General features: G+C 57.1%; 18 protein-coding genes and 1 tRNA gene. 8 read left to right on the top strand and 11 right to left on the bottom strand.

Annotated elements, in window-relative coordinates:
• Positions 1-170: 170 nt before the first annotated feature.
• The 4 genes from lpxC to ACR0AH_RS10255 all read left to right on the top strand — a co-directional run bounded on the left by lpxC (position 171) and on the right by ACR0AH_RS10255 (position 5,545).
• A complete protein-coding gene (lpxC, locus tag ACR0AH_RS10270; RefSeq protein ID WP_170401357.1) occupies positions 171-1,091 on the top strand; it encodes a UDP-3-O-acyl-N-acetylglucosamine deacetylase in 921 nt (306 codons plus the stop codon).
• A 126-nt stretch (positions 1,092-1,217) separates the two neighbouring features.
• The gene (locus tag ACR0AH_RS10265) at positions 1,218-2,081 is read left to right on the top strand and encodes an outer membrane protein assembly factor BamD (RefSeq protein WP_170392015.1); all 864 of its coding nucleotides are present in this window, start codon (positions 1,218-1,220) and stop codon (positions 2,079-2,081) included.
• 36 nt (positions 2,082-2,117) lie between these two features.
• Positions 2,118-3,767 (top strand): DNA repair protein RecN, encoded by a 1,650-nt coding sequence (recN, locus tag ACR0AH_RS10260; RefSeq protein WP_480591831.1) that lies wholly within the window; start codon positions 2,118-2,120, stop codon positions 3,765-3,767.
• Positions 3,768-3,859: 92 nt separating this feature from the next.
• The gene (locus ACR0AH_RS10255) at positions 3,860-5,545 is read left to right on the top strand and encodes a chloride channel protein (RefSeq protein ID WP_480591828.1); all 1,686 of its coding nucleotides are present in this window, start codon (positions 3,860-3,862) and stop codon (positions 5,543-5,545) included.
• Here the strand turns inward: ACR0AH_RS10255 and ACR0AH_RS10250 are convergent, their stop codons facing one another.
• Complete coding sequence (locus tag ACR0AH_RS10250; RefSeq protein WP_480591825.1) at positions 5,546-6,916, bottom strand: DUF3179 domain-containing protein; 1,371 nt, start codon at positions 6,914-6,916, stop codon at positions 5,546-5,548.
• Positions 6,917-7,106: 190 nt separating this feature from the next.
• Here ACR0AH_RS10250 and speB point away from each other — a divergent pair, with 190 nt between their 5' ends.
• On the top strand, positions 7,107-8,078 hold the full coding sequence (speB, locus tag ACR0AH_RS10245; RefSeq protein WP_170401351.1) for an agmatinase: 972 nt from the start codon (positions 7,107-7,109) through the stop codon (positions 8,076-8,078).
• 30 nt (positions 8,079-8,108) lie between these two features.
• Here the strand turns inward: speB and ACR0AH_RS10240 are convergent, their stop codons facing one another.
• From ACR0AH_RS10240 to ACR0AH_RS10205, 8 genes are all read right to left on the bottom strand, one after another.
• The gene (locus ACR0AH_RS10240) at positions 8,109-9,329 is read right to left on the bottom strand and encodes an aminopeptidase P family protein (protein WP_223116772.1); all 1,221 of its coding nucleotides are present in this window, start codon (positions 9,327-9,329) and stop codon (positions 8,109-8,111) included.
• Between the two features lie 160 nt (positions 9,330-9,489).
• The gene (locus tag ACR0AH_RS10235) at positions 9,490-10,701 is read right to left on the bottom strand and encodes an ABC transporter permease (protein ID WP_170392003.1); all 1,212 of its coding nucleotides are present in this window, start codon (positions 10,699-10,701) and stop codon (positions 9,490-9,492) included.
• A 5-nt stretch (positions 10,702-10,706) separates the two neighbouring features.
• The gene (locus ACR0AH_RS10230) at positions 10,707-11,981 is read right to left on the bottom strand and encodes an ABC transporter permease (RefSeq protein ID WP_170392001.1); all 1,275 of its coding nucleotides are present in this window, start codon (positions 11,979-11,981) and stop codon (positions 10,707-10,709) included.
• Positions 11,982-12,050: 69 nt separating this feature from the next.
• The gene (locus tag ACR0AH_RS10225; RefSeq protein ID WP_170391999.1) at positions 12,051-13,142 is read right to left on the bottom strand and encodes an extracellular solute-binding protein; all 1,092 of its coding nucleotides are present in this window, start codon (positions 13,140-13,142) and stop codon (positions 12,051-12,053) included.
• Between the two features lie 101 nt (positions 13,143-13,243).
• A complete protein-coding gene (locus tag ACR0AH_RS10220; protein WP_480591822.1) occupies positions 13,244-14,344 on the bottom strand; it encodes an ABC transporter ATP-binding protein in 1,101 nt (366 codons plus the stop codon).
• A 132-nt stretch (positions 14,345-14,476) separates the two neighbouring features.
• A complete protein-coding gene (locus tag ACR0AH_RS10215) occupies positions 14,477-15,190 on the bottom strand; it encodes an aspartate racemase/maleate isomerase family protein (RefSeq protein ID WP_170391994.1) in 714 nt (237 codons plus the stop codon).
• Positions 15,187-16,332, bottom strand: coding sequence for a M24 family metallopeptidase (locus ACR0AH_RS10210; RefSeq protein ID WP_480591819.1), 1,146 nt, complete (start codon positions 16,330-16,332; stop codon positions 15,187-15,189). Before ACR0AH_RS10210 ends, ACR0AH_RS10215 begins: the two co-directional genes overlap by 4 nt.
• Positions 16,329-17,372, bottom strand: coding sequence for a pyridoxal-phosphate dependent enzyme (locus ACR0AH_RS10205; protein ID WP_170512273.1), 1,044 nt, complete (start codon positions 17,370-17,372; stop codon positions 16,329-16,331). The genes ACR0AH_RS10210 and ACR0AH_RS10205 overlap by 4 nt, the downstream gene beginning before the upstream one ends.
• 203 nt (positions 17,373-17,575) lie before the next feature.
• Here ACR0AH_RS10205 and ACR0AH_RS10200 point away from each other — a divergent pair.
• Positions 17,576-17,661 (top strand) — tRNA-Leu (locus ACR0AH_RS10200).
• Positions 17,662-17,669: 8 nt separating this feature from the next.
• Here ACR0AH_RS10200 and ACR0AH_RS10195 read toward each other — a convergent pair.
• Both ACR0AH_RS10195 and ACR0AH_RS10190 read right to left on the bottom strand, forming a co-directional pair.
• Positions 17,670-18,167 (bottom strand): hypothetical protein, encoded by a 498-nt coding sequence (locus ACR0AH_RS10195; protein ID WP_170732903.1) that lies wholly within the window; start codon positions 18,165-18,167, stop codon positions 17,670-17,672.
• Positions 18,160-18,921, bottom strand: a complete 762-nt coding sequence (locus ACR0AH_RS10190) for a helix-turn-helix transcriptional regulator (RefSeq protein WP_170401338.1) — start codon at positions 18,919-18,921, stop codon at positions 18,160-18,162. The genes ACR0AH_RS10195 and ACR0AH_RS10190 overlap by 8 nt, the downstream gene beginning before the upstream one ends.
• Before the next feature lie 612 nt (positions 18,922-19,533).
• Here ACR0AH_RS10190 and ACR0AH_RS10185 point away from each other — a divergent pair.
• Together ACR0AH_RS10185 and ACR0AH_RS10180 are read left to right on the top strand one after the other, a co-directional pair.
• Complete coding sequence (locus ACR0AH_RS10185; protein ID WP_170401336.1) at positions 19,534-21,741, top strand: MSCRAMM family adhesin; 2,208 nt, start codon at positions 19,534-19,536, stop codon at positions 21,739-21,741.
• A gap of 128 nt (positions 21,742-21,869) precedes the next feature.
• Positions 21,870-23,816, top strand: coding sequence for a type I secretion protein (locus ACR0AH_RS10180; RefSeq protein ID WP_480591816.1), 1,947 nt, complete (start codon positions 21,870-21,872; stop codon positions 23,814-23,816).
• Positions 23,817-23,851: the final 35 nt, after the last annotated feature.

Raw genomic sequence — 23,851 nt, 5'->3', positions numbered from 1 at the left:
TTTTTGTGGAAACACAAGGTGTTGAGCTGGTGTAAGCAGGGATTTGCCGATGTGTCACATTCATGTTTCATTCGGTTGCAAAAGGTGAGTTGAGCCTCAACGCCCCCTTCCTTAGTTGAAGGGTGCAACACAGCCCCTGATAGGCTGGACACAACTCACCGAGGCTCACATTGCAACATACGCTCAAATCTTCAGTCACGTTTGTGGGCACTGGGCTGCATAGCGGCAAGCCTGCGACGATGGTTCTGAAGCCTGCAGCGGCAGGTCATGGAATCTGGTTCAAACGGACTGATATCGAGCTGGGCAATGCGTTGATCCCCGCAATCTATGACGTTGTTGAGCGGACGCCTCTTTGCACACGATTGGTTAACGATGCGAATGTGTCGGTATCGACTGTGGAACACATCATGGCGGCACTTGCCGGATGTGGTGTGCATAATGCACTGATTGAAATCGATGGTCCCGAAGTCCCGATCATGGATGGCTCATCCGTGGCCTTTGTTCAGGGCATAATGGCCAAAGGCGTTCGTCGTCAGGCTAGTCCGGTACTAGCTTATGAGGTGCTTAAGCCCGTCTCTGTTGAACGAGAGGGCGCAAAGGCATCGATTGCGCCTGCGGAAGGTCTGGAGATCGAGTTCCACATTGATTTCGAAGATGACGCCATTGGAAGCCAGACAAAGGTTTTGGACATGCGCAATGGATCGTTTGCGCGTGAACTCTGCGACAGTCGCACGTTTTGCCGCCGCACAGATGTCGAAGCGATGCGTGAAAACGGATTGGCCTTGGGCGGCACATTGGACAATGCCGTAGTCGTACAGGGCGACGAAGTCCTGACCCCGGGTGGCTTCCGTCACACGGATGAAGCGGTGCGCCACAAAATGCTGGACGCTCTGGGTGATCTCTATCTTGCAGGTGGTCCGATTCTGGGGCGCTTTGTCGGCGAGAAGTCGGGGCATTCGATGACCAACACATTGCTGCGCAAACTGTTCGAAACACCGGGCGCTGTGCGTCCGATCCTTTGCACCCCTGAACAAGCCGCGCGTCTGCCCGGCCAGGGCCTTGTGCGAAGCGAAATCCCGCAGGTTGCGTGATCTGATCAACTCTGACGACATTTGCGCCATGAGGGTGGATAAGGCGTTTTGCACTGGAATTTTATGTGCTAGACCGAGGCCCGATCAGGGGTAATTCCCGCTAAGTAGACGACAAGGATGGGCGGAATGGTTGGCAGCAAAGCGGCAGTCAGAATCGCAGGTGCGCTTCTTCTGGCAGCAACTTTGACGGCATGTGGCAATGCCGGAGGTCTGTTTGGTAACCGTGGGGCAGACCGCAGCCAAAACCTCGAAGGTTTCACGCCTGAACAGATTTACACCCGCGGTGAATACGAGCTGTCGCAGAATCGCTCGGACGACGCGGCTTGGTATTTCTCTGAAGTAGAGCGGCTTTATCCTTATTCCGATTGGGCGAAACGTGCGCTGATCATGCAGGCGTTCTCATTCCATTCGGACCAGAACTATGAAGAAAGCCGCGCCGCCGCGCAGCGCTATATCGATTTCTATCCCACTGACGAAGACGCGGCCTATGCCCAGTATCTTCTGGCGCTTAGCTACTATGATCAGATCGACGAAGTGGGCCGTGACCAGGGGCTGACCTTTCAGGCACTGCAGGCGCTGCGCACGGTGATCGAAGTCTACCCAGACAGTGAGTATGCCACATCTGCCGTACTGAAATTCGACCTTGCCTTTGACCATCTGGCTGGCAAAGAGATGGAGATCGGGCGCTATTATCTGCGTCAGGATCACTTCACTGCGGCGATCAACCGATTCCGCGTGGTGGTCGAGGATTTTCAGACCACATCTCATACCGCCGAGGCGCTCTATCGCCTGATCGAGGCGTATCTGGCGCTGGGACTGGTGGACGAGGCGCAGACCGCGGGTGCGATTCTGGGTTACAACTATCAGTCCTCGGAATGGTACGACGCGGGGTACACGTTGCTGACGTCGCGTGGTCTCGATCTAAAGAGCCGAGGTAACAATTGGCTCAGCACGATCTATCGCCAGACCGTCAAGGGTGAGTGGTTGTAACGGCCATGGCTAAAGGCTTGGGACGCTAAAGACCCGATGCTGCGCGCCCTTGATATCCGCGACATGCTGATCATCGACCAGCTGGAGCTGACGTTTCAGCCGGGCTTGAATGCTTTGACCGGTGAAACCGGCGCGGGCAAGTCGATCTTGCTGGATTCGCTGGGCTTTGTGCTGGGCTGGCGAGGGCGCGCCGAGCTGGTTCGTCAGGGGGCCGCACAGGGCGAAGTTGTGGCCGAGTTTGAACTGCCTGACGATCACCCTGCCCATTCGGTTCTGGCCGAGGCGGGTCTGCCCGGTGGCGAGGAGCTGATCCTGCGCCGCGTCAACACGGCCGAGGGACGTAAGACTGCATGGGTCAATGACCGCCGTTGTTCGGGCGAAGTGTTGCGGGCGCTGTCGGATACTTTGATCGAACTGCACGGCCAACATGATGACCGAGGCCTGCTGAACCCACGCGGGCATCGCGCAATGCTGGATGCCTATGCCGGGGCAGGGGATCAGTTGGCCGCCGTGCGTGCCGCATGGGGCCAGATGTCCATCGCCCGCAAAGCTCTGGCGCAGACTGAGGCAGCGCTGGAGGCTATGCGTGCCGAAGAAGAGTTCCTGCGTCATTCCGTTGCCGAGTTGGATCAGCTTGACCCGCAGCCGGGCGAGGACGCAGATCTCGACGCCCGCCGCCGCATGATGCAAGGGGCCGAACGGATTCGCGATGACGTGGCCCGTGCCTTTGCCTTGCTGGGCGGCGACGGGGCCGAGGGCGCGATGGCCGATGCCGTGCGCTGGCTGGAAGGCGTGTCGGACAATGCGGGTGGCCAGTTGGAAGGCCCCATTGCAGCGCTGGGTCGCGCCCTGATCGAACTGGGCGAGGCGCAGGATGGGGTCAACGCCTGTCTGCAAGCGCTCGATTTTAACCCAGCGGAACTGGAACAGGCCGAGGAACGCCTCTTTGCCATTCGCGCGCTGGCACGGAAACACGATGTGGCCCCCGATGATCTGGGCACCTTCGCCGATACCTTGCGCGACCGCCTGAACCGGCTGGATGCGGGTGACGCCGACCTCAGCAACAAACGCGCTGCTGTGGACGCGGCACAGGCTGCGTATGACAACGCGGCCACCGCGCTTGGCGAAACGCGCCGTAAGGCCGCCAGTGCGTTGGACACCGCAGTAATGGCTGAACTCGCGCCCCTGAAAATGGAACGCGCTGTGTTCCGGACCGAGATCACCGCGACCGACGCAGGCCCCGAAGGCATCGACGCGGTGGCCTTCACCGTCGCCACCAACCCGGGGGCGCCGTCAGGGCCGCTCAACAAAATCGCCTCGGGCGGCGAACTCAGCCGCTTTCTGCTGGCGCTTAAGGTCTGCCTAACGGGCGAAGACAGTGCCCGCACGATGATCTTTGACGAGATTGACCGCGGTGTCGGCGGTGCCACGGCGGACGCGGTGGGCCGCCGTCTGGCCGCACTCGCGCAGGGCGGGCAGGTGCTGGTCGTCACCCACTCGCCGCAAGTGGCCGCACGGGCGGCGCATCACTGGCGGGTGCAGAAACAGGTCACCGGCGATCAGACCCTGTCCACCGTGATCCCGCTGGCCGACCCCGACCGCGTCGACGAAATCGCCCGGATGGTCGCAGGCGACACCATTACGGATGAGGCACGTGCCGCTGCCCGTGCCCTGTTGGATGCATGACGCGCATTCTGTGAGCATCTTGTCGTGAACCGACTTTTCTAAGGCGCGCGCGTGGCTTACTAAGGGTCAGGCGACCACCCCAACGAGGGCCAATGACCCAATCGACCCGCACCGTGCTGCGCAATCAGCTCAATCAAGCCCTCTCAGCGCTGCGGGATGCATGGCGGGTAATGCTTCATCGTGGCCCCAGCCAGATTCAGTTCTGGTTTATCGCTCTGGTCATCGGGATCGCTGCAGGCTTCATGGCGCTGGGATTCCGGATGGCGATCTCGTCGTTGCAGGCTTATCTCTACAACACCGAAGATATCCTATTCCTGCACAGCCATGCTGAGAAGCTGCATTGGCTCTGGATTTTCCTTACACCTGTGGTCGGCGGGTTGGTCGTTGGGATCATCCTGAACAGGTATACCGATGATGGCCGTGTGCGTTCGGTAGCTGATGTGATCGAGGGTGCGGCCATCACTGATGGACGGGTCGAAAAGAAGGCCGGTATCGCATCTTTTTTAGCTTCGCTGATCACGCTCAGCTCAGGCGGATCCACGGGGCGGGAAGGACCTGTTGTGCATATGGCCGGGGTCATCTCGACTTGGGTCAGCGACCGTATCCACGCCGACGGCATCACTGGGCGCGACCTATTGGGTTGTGCTGTGGCCGCTGCTGTTTCGGCCAGTTTCAACGCCCCTATCGCCGGGGCCTTGTTTGCGCTTGAGGTCGTGTTGCGCCACTTCGCCGTTCATGCCTTTGCGCCCATTGTCATCGCCTCGGTCGCGGGGACCGTGATCAACCGGCTGGCTTATGGTGACGTGACCGAATTCACGCTGGATACGCCCGGGTCGTTGCAATTCTATGTCGAGCTGCCCGCCTTTCTGATCCTAGGCCTGATTTGCGGGCTGGTCTCGCTGCTGTTGATGCGATCGATCTTCTTCGCCGAGGATATCGGCACGCATATCCAAAACCGCTTGTCTCTGCCGCGCTGGCTGCGCCCCGGTGTTTCGGGCGCGATGCTCGGCCTGTTGGCGGTCTGGTTTCCGCACATCATCGGCGTGGGATACGAAACCACGATCCGTGCCTTGACCGGGGACCTCGTGCTGACGACCGCGATCCTGTTCGCGGTCATCAAAACCGTCGCAGTGGCGATTACCATGGGCGGTCGCATGGGTGGTGGTGTGTTTTCCCCTTCATTGATGATCGGAGCGCTGACCGGGTTGGCCTTCGGCCTGATCGCCACCGGATTGCTGCCAGATGTGTCAGGCACCCATACGCTCTATGCCTTTGCCGGGATGGGCGCGGTGGCTGCCGCGGTGCTGGGCGCACCAATCTCGACCACGCTCATCGTGTTTGAATTGACCGGAGACTGGCAGATCGGCCTCGCCGTGATGGTTTCGGTCTCGATGTCCACTGCGCTGGCCTCGCGCCTTGTGGACCGGTCCTTCTTCCTGACCCAGCTGGAACGACGCAATGTGCACCTTGCCGCCGGGCCGCAGGCCTACTTGCTGGCAATGCTGCGCGCAGGCGCAGTAATGCGCCCACTGGGGGACGCGCGTTCGATCTCCAAGGAAGACGCGCAGGCATTGATCGAACAAGGCCTATGCGTCAAGGCCAGCGCCACGCTTGAGGCCGCGATGCCTTATTTCGACCGCGATGACATCCCTTGCATCCCGGTGGTGATCATCGACAAGGACGGCTGTGAAAACCCCGTTGGCGCGCTCTATCACATCGACGCGCTGAAAGCTTACAACCGCGCGCTGGCCGCCACAGCGGCCGAGGAACATTCTTGATCAGCGTCCGTAAACGCTGGCTGCGTCGCCCAGATAATTGTCCCAGGCAAACCAATACGAGATATGTCCCGCGACGCGCGGCAACTCTGCGCCATCCGGGCCAATCAGTGCCTCTTCGGTGACGCGCCACGTGTTGCCAGTTTCGTCCAGCAGCCCGCCATCGGTGGTCGCGCGGAACTGGCGCGATCCACGCTCGTAGGCGCGTACGCTGCGCTTGTCCGGGTCGCCCATCAGCATCAGTGCCCGTCCGCCAATCGCATCGTTGATCACCGGCTTTCCCTTGAACGCGTCCAACGGCCACGCCCGCGCCGCGCCGAACTGGCGCACGGCGAACACGTAGTCCTTCTGGCGATGCCGACTTTGATCGACCAAGGCCGGGAACATCAGATCGGGTGAGGCAAAATAATCGCGATACACAACGCCCGAGCCATAGTTGCGCCGATGACCGGTGCTGAGCGACAGCACCTGCGTATCTGGATGCGACGCCTTCCAGCTGTCCCAGCGGGTGATCACCACAGGACGCTGCTTCAGCTCGATCCCACTGTTGACCAGCGGTCCGACCACGGGCTTACCTGTGTACTGGTTCCATAACGAATGCGTCTCACGGTCGAACATCAATTTGTTCGACCGATACAGGAACCCGGACGAGCCAAATACAAACGGCTTCCGCCGCCCCTCGACCTGCGTTTCAAACAAAATCCCCGATCCGCACAGCGTACAATAGGCCAGTGCTACCGGAACGCCTCCGATCACCTCGTTGAACATCTCGTGCCAGCCCATGATGCGCAGCGGATAAGCGCGTACATCGCCGTTGATCGAGACGCCAAAGACCAGATCGTCGTCTTTCATGTAGTCCGCCCGCGCCGCCGGGATCAGCTTGGGATTGTCCAGCGAAGGGATACCGTCCTTGAGCACACCACCCCAACTGATCTCTTCCAGCCGAATCTTCATCTTGTCGCGTTGCAAATATTCGGGTTTCAGGAACACATCGAAGTTCTGATCGATGCCCAAAAGAACTTCGCGTTTGAACGGTATCAAAGATGGATGAGGTACAATCTGAGCGTTCCGTTCTTGCCATAGCATCCATTCGAACCAGTCTGTGCCGTGGCGCGCGCCGCTCAACGCTTCCATGACTTTGGCAATGTCTCGCTCTCGCCTTCTACCATAGCGCATCGCCGTCAGAAGCGCGGGCACAACGTCTGGTTTGCCGCGCTCGGTCAGGAACGCCATCCCGGCTTCGAAATCGGTCCGACTGCCATACAAAGTTGAACGTACGGCATCGTAGACAGGGTCATCCTGCGCCCAAAGAGCGCGAGGGGCTACAGCGCTTGCCCCCAACAGGCCGACAAAGCTGCGACGTGGAATCGACATGGCATCCTCCGATCGGGTTCATATTCGATCTTGCCCGCAAAGCAGATCACATACACGCAACACTCGCGTGAGTGGCTCGAATTTCTGAAGCTGCACGCCGGGCATCTCGACATTGGTCCATCCTGAGCACAAGATGCTGCTGCGATTGATGTCATCGAACGTGACAGTGGCAATGAAAAAGGAAATACCCATGCAAGACCATGGTTATAAGGCGGGGCGACTAAACCTGCCTTTTGTCGGCATCTCAACCTTCGCCAAATCTCCATATGTTGAGAATTGGGATGAGATAGAGGCGGATATCGCCGTTCTCGGCGCGCCCTTCGATTTCGGGACCCAATGGCGACCGGGGGCGCGGTTTGGACCTCGGGCCGTGCGCGAAGCCTCGACCCTGTTCAGTTTCGGCCACGCCGGGGCTTATGATCACGAAGATGACGCAACCTATCTGGATGGCTCGGTGCGGATCGTTGATCTGGGGGATGCAGATATCATCCACACCAAGACCGACGAGAGTCATGCGAATATCGCCTTGGGGGTGGGCAAGATCCTGAAAGCAGGGGCCTTGCCGGTGACAATTGGCGGGGACCATTCGATCAACATCCCCTGTATCAATGCCTTCGCCGAGGATTGCGCGCAGAACGGCCCGATCCATGTGGTGCAGATCGACGCACATCTGGATTTCGTCGATGAACGCCACGGGGTGACCGCCGGGCACGGAAACCCGATGCGGCGGGCGATTGAGAAAGACTATGTCTCGGGCATGACGCAGTTGGGCATCCGCAATGTCTCATCCACTGCCAAAGAGGGCTACGAGGACGCCCGCGCGCGGGGCTCGGATATCCTGTCGGTGCGGCAGGTGCGCAAACTGGGGGCCGAGGCAGTGCTGGCGCGTATCCCGCAGGGGGCACGGTATTACGTAACGATAGATATCGACGCTTTTTGCCCTTCAATCGCAGCGGGCACAGGTACGCCCAGCCATGGCGGGTTTCTCTACTACGATGTACTGGAAATTCTACAGGGTCTGGCCAAACGCGGGGATGTTGTGGGCATCGATCTGGTCGAAGTCGCGCCTGCTTACGACCCGACGGAAAGTACCCAAATTCTGGCGGCGCAGCTATTGCTGAACTTTCTGGGCTTCATCTTTCACGAACGCGCCCAGCGGTAGAAGGTGGGGCATGTCGCCCCACCCGTTTTTTCATGCATCGATGATGTTGTGGCCGGGACCATAGGGGAAGCCGGTGATGTTCTCGGCCCCGTCTTCGCCAACCACAAGGATATCGTGCTCGCGATAGCCGCCCGCGCCGGGCTGGCCTTCGGGGATCCACAGCATCGGCTCGATCGAGACGACCATGCCGGGTTCCAGCACCGTGTCGATATCTTCGCGCAGCTCCAGACCGGCCTCGCGCCCGTAATAGTGGCTGAGGATGCCGAAGGAATGGCCATACCCGAACGAGCGGTATTGCAGCAGGCCCTCATCCGCGAAGAAGCGGTTGATCTCAGCCGTGATGCCGGAACAGGTCGCGCCGGGTTTGATCAGGCTCAGGCCCAGCTCATGCGCGGCAACGTTGGCCTTCCACAGGCGCAGGCTGTCTGCGTCGGGCTCGCCCAGGAACAGGGTGCGTTCCAGCGCGGTGTAATAGCCCGAGATCATCGGGAAGGTGTTCAGCGACAGGATATCGCCCTTTTGCAGCGCGCGTTTGGTGACAGGGTTATGGGCGCCATCGGTGTTAAGCGCCGACTGGAACCAGACCCATGTGTCGCGGTATTCGGCATCCGGGTAGGCGCGGGCGATTTCCTCTTCCATCGCATCGCGCCCGGCCATGGCGATCTCGATCTCGGTGGCGCCTTCACGGATCGCTGCGTGAATGGCGGCCCCACCCACGTCAGCGGTGCGCGCGCCGCCTTTGATCAGCTCGATCTCTTCTGCGGATTTCACCATGCGAGCGAACATCGTGTCCGGTGCGATATCGATCAGCTCCGGTCCGCCCAGCATGTCCAGCGCCGTGTTACGCGCCGCCAGTGTCATGTGGTCGCCTTCGATCCCGATCCGCTTTGCCCCGCCGATCAGGCTGGCCACGGCGCGCCAGTAATTGTCGCGCTTCCAGTCGGTATAGATGACGTTATCCTCGACCGAGCGGCGCCAGGGCTGGCCCGCGTCGATATTGGCCGAGACTGTGGTGCAGGCGTCCTGCGTGACGACGCAGCCATAGGGCCGACCGAAAGAGCAGTACAGAAAGCCGGAATAATAGGCGATGTTCTGCATCGAGGTCAGCAGGACGGCGGGGATGTCATGCTTGGCCATGATAGCGCGCAGGGCGCCAAGGCGGCGGTCGTATTCACCCTTGCTGAACGGCAGGGGCGCTTTGTCGCCATTGTGGCAGGTGAAGAATTCTGGGCGTTTTGTTGTGTCTGTCATGACTAGGTCTCTCATCTTTGCCGGGCGGCAAACCCGGCCACTTGTCCCGGCGTTCAGGACAGGCGGTCTCGGGGTCCGAGAGCCGAACATCCCAGTGCGTCCGCGACGCCATCGCGGCTGGGATGAACGGATAGATCGTTAGATCAGACCTGCGCTTGCGTCAAGCGGGGGAGAGACCCCGCAGACGCTCGGACCGGCGGCGCAGCAGCTCGACCGTGGTCAGCAGCGCGATGGAGATCACCACGAGGATCGTGGCCACCGCCAGAATGGTCGGGCTGATCTGTTCGCGCAGGCCGGTGAACATCTGCCATGGCAGGGTCTTCTGGCTGGCCGAGCCGACGAACAGCACCACAACCACCTCGTCAAACGAGGTGATGAAGGCAAACAAGCCGCCTGAGATCACACCCGGCAGGATCAAGGGCATCTGGATCTTGAAGAATGTCCGCACCGGACCCGCGCCCATATTCGCAGCCGCCCGCGTCAGCGAGCGGTCAAAGCCCACTAGCGTTGCGGTCACGGTGATGATGACGAATGGAATACCCAGAACGGCGTGAGCGAGGATCACTTTCACATAGCCCACAAAATTCTTGTTCATGCCCAGTGTTCCCTCCATGAAGCGGCCGATATCGCTGTAGAAGAAGAACATGCCTGTGGCTGAAATGATCAGCGGCACGATCATTGGCGAGATCAGGATGCCCATGATGGCGCGGCGGCCTGGAACGTGGCTCTGGCTGAGGCCAATGGCCGCCAGCGTGCCCAGCGAGACCGAGATGATCGTCGCAATCGGAGCAATGATGAGTGAGTTCTTGAAGCTGCGCTGCCATTCATTGTTGGTGAAGAAGTCGCGGTAATGCTTCAGCGAATACCCTTCCGGGTCCAGACGCAGCATTTCTGGCGTGAAGGTAAAAAAGTCCTGCGCGTTGAACGAAAGCGGCAGAACCACGAGGATCGGGGTAATCAGGAACACGAAGATCGCACCGCAGATCACCCGGAACAGGTAGTGATAGAACACTTGTTTAGCGGTCAGATAGGGCAACAGTTTTTGGCGATATCGACCTTCGTACAGCCAAAAGATAAACCAGACGAAGAACCATCCACCCAACAGGCCCAGTACGCCGCCCATTGGGCCAGAGAACAGAAAACCGACGATGCCAAAGCCAAGGATATTGATCCATCGGGCCAGTTTTTCGTTCTTGAGTATCGTGATGTAAACCCAGGCCACAGCGGCGATCAAGGCTGCACCGCCAATGATGCCGAGGAAGACTGAGCCATTGCCTGCGCCAACAAAGATACCGGCGAAGGCTCCTGCCAGCGCAACGCTTGGCAAGACCATGGACAAAGGTTTGCGGGATATCGGAGTAAGTGCGGCCATGTCGATTATCCCAGCTTCACGTTATCAATGCCGACAATCTTGTCGTAGCACCAGTAGAGCAGCAGTACGACGCCCAGAAGGATCGTTCCCAATGCCGCGGCCAGCCCCCAGTTCAGTGAGGACGAGATGTGATAGGCAATCCGGTTCGAAATAAAGACACCTTTGGTGCCGCCAACGATTTCAGGCGTGATGTAGTAGCCGATCGCCAGAATGAACACGAGGATTGAGCCCGCGCCAATGCCAGGAATGGATTGCGGGAAGTAGATGCGCCAGAATGTCGTCCAGTTGGTCGCGCCCATGGATTTTGCGGCGCGGGTGTACGAGGGTGGTATGGTTTGCATCACCGAATACATTGGCAGGATCATGAACGGCAGCAGGATATGCGTCATAGCTATGATCGTGCCAATCTGGTTGTTGATGATCACCAGCCTGGCGTCGTCGGCCACCAGTCCCAGCCAGACCAACGTTTCATTGATCACGCCCTGTTGCTGCAACATCACCTTCCACGCCGAGGTTCGCACCAACAATGACGTCCAGAAGGGCAACAACACGAGGATCATCAGCAGGTTCGACACCCGCATCGGAAGCGTCGCCAGCAAATAACTGACCGGATAGGCCAGCAGGATACAGGACGCGGTGATCACCAGCGACATGAACAAAGTGCGCCCGAATAGCTTGATCAGGATCTGTTTGTCCTCGGGCTGTGCCTGCGCGCCCTCGGGCGTACGGCGCATGTCCACAGCGTTCAGGAAATAGCCATTGGTGACAGCGGGCGAATGCGTCTTGATAACCGCCCATGTCTGCGGTTCACCCCAGCCGTCGTGAATCTCGATGACCTGGTCTTTGAACGGCCCATCGGTTTCGGGGTCCAGCTTACCCATTTTCCGACCCGAGCGGCGGAACATCGAAGACATGCCTGTCTCTTCGTAGTTCAGACGCGAACCCAGCCGGGTGTGTGTCTTGTTATCGACGGCCACGACCATGTCGCGGACAAAGGCGTCATAAACGGCCTCGTCGGGCAACTCGCCGCTGGTTTCATCCCAGCTTTGCAATGCTTCGACCGTCAGGGGCAGTGTCTCTTGTACGATGCTGTTTTCCACGGATCGGAACAGCATCGCCGCAATAGGCACGATGAACGAGAACATAACGAACAGCAGCAGTGGGGCGACCAGCATCAGGGCCCGCAGCTTTTGCCGTCGCAGAGACCGGGCCAGCGATTGCTTGAGTGGCGTGCCGTCCGCGGCCAGCATGGGACCAGTATTTTGGGTGGCGTCAGTCATCGGTACCCCTTGGGTATTTTTGGGGTCGGGGGCGATAGCCGCCCCCGACAATCTCAGGAAATCAGACGCTTATTGCGCCAGCCAAGCCTGGAATTTGGCGTCGATATCGTCGCGGTAATCCGCCCAGAACTCGTAGTTGTACAGGAACGTGTTCTTGGCGTTTTCCGGATCGGTCGGCATATGTGGTGCCATGTCGATGCCCAGATCGGCGTGCTGACCCACCAGCGGAGCCGACGAGGCACGGGCCGGGCCGTACGAGATGTACTTGGCCTGATCTGCCAGACGCTGAGTGTCGGTTGCGAACATGATGTAGTCCAGCGCGCGCTGTTGACGCTCTTCGCTCAGACCGGCGGGAATGATCCAGCCATCAAGATCGAATACCTGAGCATCCCACAGCATCGCTACCGGCTGCTTTTGTTCTTCGATCACGCTGAACAGGCGGCCGTTATAGGTCGAACCCATGACAACTTCACCATCGGCTAGCAATTGTGGCGTGTCGGCACCGGCAGACCACCAGACGACACTGTCCTTGATGGTATCCAATTTGGCCAAGGCCTGGTCCTGACCTTCAGCAGTGGCCAGAACGTCGTAGACGTCGTCTTTTGCAACGCCGTCACACAGCAGCGCCCATTCCATGTTGTTGATCGGGCGCTTTTCCAGCGAGCGCTTGCCGGGATAGGCTTCAAGATCGAATACTGCGCAGATGTCGGTTGGCGGAGTATCACCGACCAGATCTGTGCGATAACCGAAAGTGGTTGAATAGACGATCTGCGGGATAAAGCAGTCGCTGACCAGAAGGTCACCGAAATCTTCGGAGGCAGGCGTGCCATCGGGGGCAGGGGCCAGTTGAGTGTCGAAATCGATCTCAAGTGCTAGACCTTCGTCGCAGAGGCGGATTGCGTCCGCCGCAACCACATCAACCACGTCCCATGTGATGTTGCCCGCTTCGTTCATCGCGCGCAGTTTGGCGACGGCCTCGTTCGAGCTGTCATCGTTCAGGATGGTGACGCCGGTCTTCTCCGAATAGGGCTCGTGATAAGCCTTGAGCTGCGATTTGGAATAGGCGCCGCCCCACGAGACGATGGTCATCTCTTCGGCGGAAACGCCGCCAGCCGCTGTCGCAATAGCAGCTGCTGTCAGCAGTGTTTTGGTAGTTTTCATGTGTTACTCCCAGTACTTCCCGTTTGTTGTTTGGTCAGCTGACGCACGGGTTTTCGCCAGCTGGTCCCTCGGTAAACCACGTTTGTATCGCGCGGCTTGGTCTATGCGTCGAGCGCACGACAATCCTGTGCCAACCATCCGATTTCGATTTCCTGCCCCGGTTGCAGGCGAATGGCGTCGGGGGCATTCCGTGTTTTGACAATGAATTCGTCATTGCCCGCCACCGACATGCGGAAGCGGAACACGTCGCCCATATAGATGAATTCCTTGACCGTGGCTTTCAGCGTATGCGCATCGGCATGCAGACGGTCCTTGTTGAATTCCACACGCTCGGGCCGGATCGAGACCTTGGTGCGCTCACCCGGATTGTGCACGTTGATCGGAACTGCATCAATTTCCGAACCGTCATCCAGCTGTACAAGGCAAGTGTCACCGTCTATTGATTTAACAACGCCTTCTAGCGTATTGTTTTCACCTATAAATTGCGCGACGAAGCTGTTTTCGGGCTCTTCATAAAGTTGATCCGGCGGGGCCAATTGCTGAATGCGACCATCGTCAAACACTGCCACGCGGTCGGACATCGTCAGAGCTTCGGTCTGATCGTGGGTCACGTAAACGGTGGTGATGCCCAGTTCATGCGCCAGACGGGTGATTTCGAACTGCATATGCTCGCGTAGTTGTTTGTCCAACGCACCCAGCGGTTCGTCCATCAACACCAGTTCGGGCTCGAAAACCAGCGCACGTGCCAGTGCGATCCGTTGCTGCTGACCACCCGACAACTGCGCGGGGCGACGATTGCCGAAGGCACCCATCTGCACCATGTCCAGCGCGCGCTTGACCTTCTCCTCGCGCTCGGACTTACCCAGCTTGCGGACTTCCAGCGGGAACGAAAGGTTCTCGGCTACAGTCATATGCGGGAACAGAGCGTAGTTCTGGAACACCATCCCGATGCCACGTTTGTGCGGAGGGATATTATTGATGGGTTTTCCATCCAGAAGAATCTCGCCATGTGTGGCGGTTTCGAATCCGGCAAGCATCATCAGGCAGGTCGTCTTACCTGATCCGGACGGCCCGAGCATGGTCAGGAATTCGCCCTTTGGCATTGCCAGGTTGAGATCTTTGACGACGAGGTTCTCGCCATCATAAGACTTTTGAACGCGTTGAAATTCAACAAACGCGGCGTCGCTATTTTTGTCGGTCACAAGACCCCCTGTTGCGTCAAATGATTACCCGGTTGGTCCGGGCCTCATTGATCTTCTCGTGCATTGATGACGAGGCTAACAAATGGTCGCAAGCCCGTAAAGCAATTGGAGTCGCGTAAACGCCGCATTTGCCTAATTTTGCGACACGTTCAGTTGTTTCATATGCCAGGCCAAACTCTGGTTGCTTGACAGGACAGGCTTACCGATCTGCGCTTCGATCCTTGGGATAGCCGTCAGTGTCCGAAGGTTCGTACAACTAAGGAATACGGCGTCGACTGTTGAATCTCTTCCCAGTCGCACGGCGGCATCGACCACGGAATCGGTTGAGATCCGCACAACTTTGGCTTCTTCGGATTCGCCGAAAGTGCCAAACACATCCATCGAGATGCCTTGTTCTGCAAACGCGCGTCGCAACGGAGTGTTTACTTCTTCAATGTAAGGCGACAGCAGTGCAAATTTTGAGACGCCCAAATGTCTCGCGCAGGCAGAGGCTGCCCGCAACGGGTTGGTGACGGTCGATGTATTACAGGACTGCATGACCATCTGCTCAACCCGATCCGAGCCGATAACCGAACTGGCTGACGTACATCCATAGCCAACAACTCGATAGGGCCGCGCCTTTGGCAGCAAATCAGCCGCTGCAGGCAAGTCGGTCTCCATCTGCGCCAGCGTGTCGGTGTTAACCTCGGTCCCGCTGGGAATGCGGCTGACATAAAGCGGGCTTTTGTCATCGATAAAAAGGCTACGAAACTCAGGTTCGATTGTCTCGTCAGTCTGTAAAACGATCAGCCCCATTGGTACGGCCGAGGGATCGTCAGGATCCAGTGTGTACGGCAACGTGCTCATATCTCGGCGATCTCTGGTCCGGTGCGGGGGCTGAGGAATTCGGGCGCGCCTTCGGTTATCAGGATGTTTTCTTCGTGCACGAGAATTTTGCCATCGACCGCAATACCCGGTTCAAGCGTCAAAACCATTCCCGGTTGCAGTTCAGTATGATCATCGGGAATAAGCGAAGGCCATTCGGTCAACGACATTCCTAACCCGTGGCCCAGTCTCCCGGCATCGGTACCCGCGCTGCCATCGGTAAGTATTCTGTTCATCGTATGAAAAAGCTGAGAAGCCGGCACGCCGGGACGGGCTTGATCAAACGCTGCATCCGAAGCCTCGACCAGTCTAGCATGTGCATCGCGTACCGCCTTGGTCGCTGGGCCGACGGACCAATTGCGATCATAGTCGCAAAAATAGCCATCGTGGACGAGGCCGGTGTCGAGCATAAGCACATCGCCTATACGAAGCGGGGTCTGTGTCGCGGGTGAGATTACATCCGAGTACCCGCCTTGCTCGGCCCCTCCGGCCAGATAGGGCACCCAGTCGGCACCTTCTTCAAGGCAGAGTCTCTGAAAGTTTCGAAATATCTGATCCAACGGTGTCCCTGCTGAGGCAACCTCGGGCACTCGTGCAAAGGCGTGGGCACCAATCTGACAGGCAGTTCGAATCTTTGCGATCTCAGCGTCAGATTTCACCATGCGCAGCGCCCGTAGGATGCCATGGTCACCCGTAATTTGGCGCGCTCCAATTGCGGATTCGAGATGCCTTAGATCGGCCAGTGGCATCCTTACATGGGTCTCATGCCCGTCGGGGCAGCCGATTGAGGCGTTTTCAGGCGTCAACTCTCTCAGTGTATCGGCCAGCAGGGATACCCCATCATCTTCAAGGTCGGGTGCACTCCAGGTTCGAATGTCGTCGATCCATGTCTGTGCCATCAATGCAGCACCGATGGATGGGATTACTGCAACCGGCTTGCCAGAAATCGGAACGATCAGAAACCAAGGCCGCGTTGGGCTTTCCCAGAAACGGGTGAGATAACCGGTGAAATAGCGAAGCTGGGGCTCGGTCGTAAGCAACAGGGCCGATAGACCGGTTTCTTGCATCCGATGCTGGGCGCGCGCAACGCGGGTCGCGAATTCCTCTGGTGCGAAACCTCTCATGCAGGTTGCTCGCTCAAGATGCAGAGCACTTTGGAATTCGGTCCAATACCCAGTTCACTACGGATCGCGTCGTTCAGAACGGCCGCAATGCCAGCACCGCCCGAGGCGCTGGTTTCCAACCCGGCCTTCGCCATGGCCGGAAGCTGTGCTTCGACAGTGTCATCCTCGATTGTCACAAACAGATCGGCATCTCGGGCCAAGCCGTTCAAGGCGATCAGCGAGGGCTCTTTGCAATCCAGTCGCCCCATGATGCTGTCGGGCCCGTCAGCAAACACACAATGCCCCGCTTCGATACTGGCCTGCAGCGCCGGGGCAGAGGTTGGCTCGACAATAATGATCTGCGGAGCATCTCCCCAAACGACCCGCGCATAGGCAGCGACGGCTCCGGCCATGCCGCCAACGCCGGCTTGCAGAAGAACGTGCGTTGGTGCCTCAGTACATTGCTCGGCGGCTTCGACCGCCATTTGCAGATACCCTTCCATCAGCAAGTACGGTAGTTCAGTATACCCCTCCCAGGAACTGTCCGAGAGCAAAGTCCAGCCATTGTCCTGCGCCGCCTGACTGGCTGCTTCCATGCTGGCGGCGTAATCCGCACCCGCCCGGACCACTTGTGCGTTTTGAGCGCGCAGGCGATCTGCAAAGCTTTCTGGAACTGTTTCTGCGATGTAGACAACTGCATCAGCTCCGAAAGTGCGCGCGCCCGCGGCCATGCTCATCCCGTGATTGCCCGCGCTTGCTGTAACATAGGTGCGCCCTTTGAGCGTGTTACCATCTGGCGTGATCGAGATGTCATTCGCTTCGCAGGCGATCACATAAGCTGCACCCAGCGCTTTGAACGATCCCAGGCCCATACGGCTTCGCTCATCTTTAACCCAGAGATTCGCGACGGGTGCCAGCGCCGATGCATTCACAAGGGGCGTTTCGACAAAGTCAGGGCAGAAGAATCGATGCCGGCCCAACCCATCTGTCTCTACGGAGGGATAAGGGGCCTGATCCGAAAGCTTAGAACCACCTCGAAACGGGTTACTGACTAGTTTCATCGCTCGCTCCCTGATCTTGTGTTGCGCCGACGTGAACGAATTGGCCGAAGGCTGTCAAGCTCGGCCTTGATTCAGCAGGATTGTGTTCGTGTTCTGCATGCATCCCTGGATCTGATGAATGAGTATCTTTTCAATCGTTTTGGTTGGTTGTAAGTGTCTGCACACGACATCGGCGCGGTGAGACAAAACTTCGACGATGATGTGCGGGCGTGATGGAATGGTAGACATATCGGACTTAAAATCCGAAGGCCTTAGTGCCGTGTGGGTTCGAGTCCCACCGCCCGCACCAGTACCATCTCAGACAGGGAAACCCAGCTGGGTGATCAATTTCCAGATATCCCTGTTGGCATTCGAGAGCTGAGTGACAACATCCTCGATTTCTTTCATTGCTTTGTCGTCAACTGTGTCTTCACGACCAATTTTGATGTCGGTCTTGCGATCAGCAATGCGCATCAGGATGGTCTTTGGATTTCCGCTTTCCTGATCGAAAGAATAAATGCAGTGATTGTACTTGTTTCGAATAGAGGACAGGCGCGACAACCGCTGGGTGTGTTCGAGAATCGGATCGCGGATTTCAGGGGGGCGACCCTCCATCTTGGCGAGACGTTCGACCAGATCGATACGGGCACGTGTGGTGTTAAGCGTCAGGAATATGATGACCGCAACATCTTTATTGGCCCCGGTCAGACCTGCGATCAGGTGGATCAGCAGGCTTTCCGTGTTCGTCCACATATAGTTGAGCCGACCCACCAACAGAATGAGCCGGTCGAACCGGGTTTCGAATGCCTCATCCAACGGGCGCGTTGCGCGCTTCGTTCGGCGCGACCTCAAAGTAGAAATGCGCAGCTTCAGTCCGGTTGCTCACATCGATCTTGCCCGAGACATTGTGCATATGCAGTTTGACGGTGTGTTCGGTGATGCCCAGATTCGACGCAATGGTCTTGTTGCTCTTGCCTTGCGATACCAGCCTCAGGACTTGCTTTTCGCGGCGCGTCAGCTTTGAGTATCGCAACAGTTTGTCAGGCGACCGGGTTCTGGTTGCAGGCTGTTTTTCGATAGGTGTGCCTGGCGCACTTTGTGTTGCGGTCATGCTGTCGGCAAGAAAGCAGGGCAGGTGCAGCTCCTCGTGCATCAGAAGGCGCAGTATTGCGCGCCAAACATCCGGCGCCACGTTCATTGGCAAATACCCGACACTGCCGAAACGGGTACGATCCCAGCGTTCGAACAGAACCCGGGCCGGACTTTTCTTGCGATAGGCGAAGGCCAGACATCCTGTCTCGGCGAGCCGGGAGTAATCAGCGGGCCGCGCCAACAGATCTTCGAGCATCATCTGATCCACGACAATGATGCGCTCGGAGGGAACAGAGTTCCCACTCTCGGCAAGCAGGTCGTCAAGGCTTTCATATCTTGACGCACGAACGCCGAATTCGCTTTGAACACTTCTCAGGGTTTGGTTCGAGTAGAACAGTTCCTTGCCGATAAAAATGATCGACAGCTCTTCGGGATATTCAATCTGATCACGGGCGTCTTCTTGCAATGAAATATTCATTGATCTTCCCCCCACTAATACAAACGCCACCCTCTGAAACTTTAAATCGGGTACAGAACTGGATGGCGCGAAACAGTAACTTTGAACTCAAATAGTCCCTTATCATAGCTGAAAGTACGTGTTTCAGCAACCAAAGGCGGGTTCTGCAATACCGCTTACTAGAACCTTTGATCAGGTTCTTCGCATCTGGTTATAGCGTAACTCCATGAAATATCAGGGTTAATAATCCTATATGTTTGCGCATGATTGTTTCCGGGTAAAATCTGGCGCGAAATAAGCCGAATTTAAAAAAAATATATATTAAACAGTGATTTGCAGAAAATAATGCTTTCGGCCAGCTATGCATACCCCTTTATCGCTGCGACCATTCCTAGGCTTCTATTTGTGAAGTGAACTTGAACCTGACGTGTCTGCGGTCCGCGTATTTCAGCGAATTTCTCGTGGTCATGGAATCGGCTTAGCCGAGAAAGGGGGACAAACCAAACAGAAGACTTTCACTGCCGCGCGAGTGTCCAGTTTGACACCTTGTGCGCGAACTCTGTTTTCAACCGCGCCTGTAGCCGCTTTGTAGATGAATGGCGGTCCGGTGCTTAAGTAAAAGTGGAAAATTTTATGAGACGCCAACCCAACCAAACAACAACCGTGACCACAATTGATGACGTCCAAATCGATAATCTGGACGCCGATTTCGAAACAGATATAGCGGTAGACGAAGCCTATATCGAAGCTGACATCAACGCTCAGAAGCAAAAGCAAGATCAGGACGTTGAAAACTCTGCGAACAACTCTGATTCACAAGGACAAGATCAGTCACAGCGTTCTAAAAATGATAACGACAATGACAACGCGCAAGATCAGGATCAAAATCAGAAGCAGCAGCAGCAAAACACCAATGGTGGTGAAGACAATAATGATAATGACAACTCTAACAATAATGCGGTCAACATTGACTTCGGTGGCGGCGAATGGATTCCCCGCGATGACGATCAGGTAGACTTGGATCTGGGCGACAACGCCAGCGTTGGTGATGTAATCACCGCCGGTCGCGACTTGAATTATGATCCCGGTGATGATCTGAACCTTGATATTTCGCTGGATGGTCCTGGCAACGATATGTCGTCGATCAACAATCAGCTGGCAAGCTTGGAAGACAACGATCAGTTGGATAATGCCGAAGTTGGTAACTACGGAGAATTCAAGCAAAACGGTGATGCCAATGGTGGCGAAGCCAACGCTGCCGAAGGTATTAGTTCCAATGCAAATGGTGCAGCTTCCGGAAAAGGCGGAACCAGTTATGGCGGTGAAGCTGTAGGCGGCAAGACCATTGGTAGCGACGCTTACGGTGAAGGCGGAGACACTGGTGACGCTGATGCCCATGCCAAAGGTGGTAGCGGTGGCGATTCAGGTAATGCCGACAATGCAAGCACCGGCAAAGCTAAATCCAATTCGAACGCTGATGGTGAGAGCATTGGCGGGTACGGTGGTGACAGCACCAGCGACTCGAATGCTGACAACAACACCGACAGCGATAACACGACTGATGGCGAAGGCGGAGATGGCGGTTATGCCGATTCCGAAGGTGTAGGCAAAGGCTATGGTAAGGCGTACAGCGAGTCCGATGCTGATGCTGACGGTGGTGATGCTGACTCAGAGTCCAGCGCCAAAGGCAAGGGTGTAGCGGATAACGACGCAGATGCATCTGGTGCAGATGGTGGCGACGGCGACTCGAATGCGGATGGCAACGCTGATAACGACAGCGATAACAACACCGACGCCAACGACAATGACGGCGGTGACAACACAGCTGACGGAACAGGAACTGGTACTACCGATAGCGACGCTTCAGGCGACGGCGGCGATGGCTCGGGTGGATTCTCGCGCCTAGTCGAAGAAGCAATCGCGCGCCTCCAGCAGGAAATCTCTGAAAGCGGCCGTGGTGATGCAGATGCCGACACCGGTAATTCCAGAGCTGATTCTGGCAGTGGTTCATCCACCGGTGGAGACGGAGACGGCGGAGACAACAACGGAAGTTCAGCAGCTGATGCCGATGTTCAAGGTTTAGGTGATCAAGACGCTGAAGGCCCAAGTGTCGATCAGACATCTGGTGATGTTGACGGTTCGGCTGCCAACGCAAGTGATGCGGACGCTGATGGTGGCGATGGTGGTTCGAACGCTGCCAACGGTTCCGGTGATGGCACGGGTACAGGTACTTCAACGGCTGATGGTGATGGTGGTGCAGGTGGAACTGGTTCTGCTGCATCGGATTCAAACGCCAGTGCTGCTGGATCTGGCGCTTCCGAGGCCACAGGTGGTCTGGGTGGTGCATCAGATGTATTCTCAGAGACCGACACGGATGGTTCTGCTGATAGCCTCGCTGAGGCGATTGCCGGATACGGCGGTGCATCTGCATCGGACAATGACTCGGATTCGTCCGCAACGGGCAATGCCACTGGTACCGCATACAGCGGTGATGGCGGTGCAGGTGCTGCTGGTACTGCAGCAGGTGGAACTAGCGGCGCGTCAATGGTTGACGTCATGTCTGGTGACACAATGGGCGGCAACACGACAGGCGGAAGCGCAGCCGGTGCCTATTCGGGTGACGGCGGTGCCGGAGGCCATGGCGGTGATTGGGGTTCGAATAACGGTGGCGATGGCATCGTGACCGGTGAATCCTACGCCTCGGCCGCTGCCGTAGTCGATACGAACGCCTTCAACCAATCGATCGTACAGGGTGCCAATGTGCTAGGTAACTCAGTCGATACGACCATGGTTGGTGGTTCGATGACCTCGTCCTACGCAAGCGACGACACTGACGTCTAAGACAAAAAATCGGGGGCCGCATTATCGGCCCCCGATCAATGAAATCGCCGGGGCCGCGCAATGTGGCCTCGGCCCAGAAAATCCCGAACCGGAAATTTTAGCTGGCAAGGGGGTAAGGGATCATCGAAATGTTATTCGATAGTGTTACCGAAAAGATTGCACACTTTATTGGATCTTTTGATCTTACGATTGAAAAAGCCCGGTTGAGGGATCAGTACGAAGAGTTCACCGCCATGCGGCGCAAGGCTGAACTGGACGAACTGGAAGAACCTGCAAAGATCCGGATCAAGGCAGATCTGGAACTGGACCCGGGCAAATATGGTCCGCTTTCCTATCGGTTTGACACCCCCCCCGCCACTCCTGAACTTCCACCCCCAACCGACGGCCCTGGATTTGAAACGGTCGTTGTACTTGAACCACCACTCTCAGACGGTCCGCCGTTACCCGAAGCGACAACCGGCCTAGGTGCAACGTTTGTGATCGAGCAGCAGCTGGAGATTGTGACAGAGCTTATCGGGTCTGCTGTGACCTACACGTTCCAGACGATTTTCCTGCGCGACAATGACGTTGTCGGCGAGGGAGATTTCCGCGATGTCGAACAGCTGATCGCATTGGCCGAGGCGGCTGCGCAGGTCGCAGCATCGATGCACGCGTTTGCCGTGCCCTCGTTCTCGATCTCGGACTACTTGTCGATTGAGTATGTAGAATCTTTGGCCGAAGCGATGTTGGCGCCGATCAATGTCGAAGTTGAAGGTGCAGTTGTCTATCAGTTCCACGGCGAAGAAGCGATGGGCGTGATCGTCAATGGTGAGTATGTGGACGAAGCCCCGGAATGGGACGATCTTCTGCCCGCGCATCATAGACCGGACGAGGAAGAAGAAGACGACACGCCCGATATGATGCCCGCCGAATGGGATCAGGATGAGGAAGACGAATTTGCCGACGGTCACACGGTGATTGCAGGCGGCAACCTTGCGATCAACGAGATGAACGCAACCGTAGCCTGGATCGATGCGCCTTATATCGCGGTCGGTGGAAAAGCGATCGAACTGGCAATGGTAAGCCAGGTCGCCGTTGTATCTGACACAGACAAGGGCACGAATGGCGGCTCGGGCACCAATGTGGTGCACTCGTCGACGATCGAAGTCGAAGGCAAGTCAGCCCCTTGGCTTAAGACAGGTTCAAGTGAAGACGATGCCCCGGCATATGTGCATGTTGATTGGATTACGACCGACCTGATCGTTGCTAATTTTGTCAAGCAGGACATCGACGCAACGGATATCGATCATATTGATACCGAGATTAACGCGACGACCACGCTGTACGCATTGGGCGACAACGAGTTGATCGATATCACCAATATTCTTCAACTTGGCAGTTATTATGACCTGATCATGATCGAAGGCGACATGATATCGGTCGATGCGTTTATCCAGACAAACGTCTTGATGGATGACGACGTGGTGATGGGCGGATTGCCAGGACCCATTGATGGATCGGACGAGAACCTGGTCATGAACCAGGTCTCTCTCAAGAAAGAAGGCGAAGACACGCATCAGGCGATGAACGATTCCATGGCCAGCGCAATGACCTTGGGCGAGGACGATATGGCGGCGCTGGAAGAGGCGCTGATGAACGATCCGATGTTCGCGGGCATGGAGCAGATGCGAGTGCTCAAGATCGACGGATCGTTGGTGCAGGTCAACGTAGCCGAGCAATCGACGAGGCTTGCCGATCAGGATGACGTATATCTGAATGGTCCCCACGCGAACCAGACCGAGGTTCTGGCAGGCAGCAATGCGATGCTGAATGCCGCCAATGTAACCAAGGCCGGAGTAGACTCGGTTGTCATGGCCGAGGACGGGGCATTTTCTGACCTGTTGCTGCATCAGGCAAGCCTGCTCGACATACCCACGAATGAGGACATTGCAGAGATGACCAACGAGGCGATAGCCGCCTTGATGGAAGAGGCGGGAATGCCCGGTTACGAGAACGGCATTGGCCCGAATGGTAACGATCTCACGCCAAGCGAAATGGCGAATTCCTCTGATGGCCTGCAGACCATGCTGGCCTGATATTTCCTGATTAACGAGTGACCGGAAGGTTAGTT

The organism is Ruegeria sp. AM5 (genome assembly GCF_056540645.1).
This window is presented reverse-complemented; position numbering and strand designations above follow the sequence as displayed.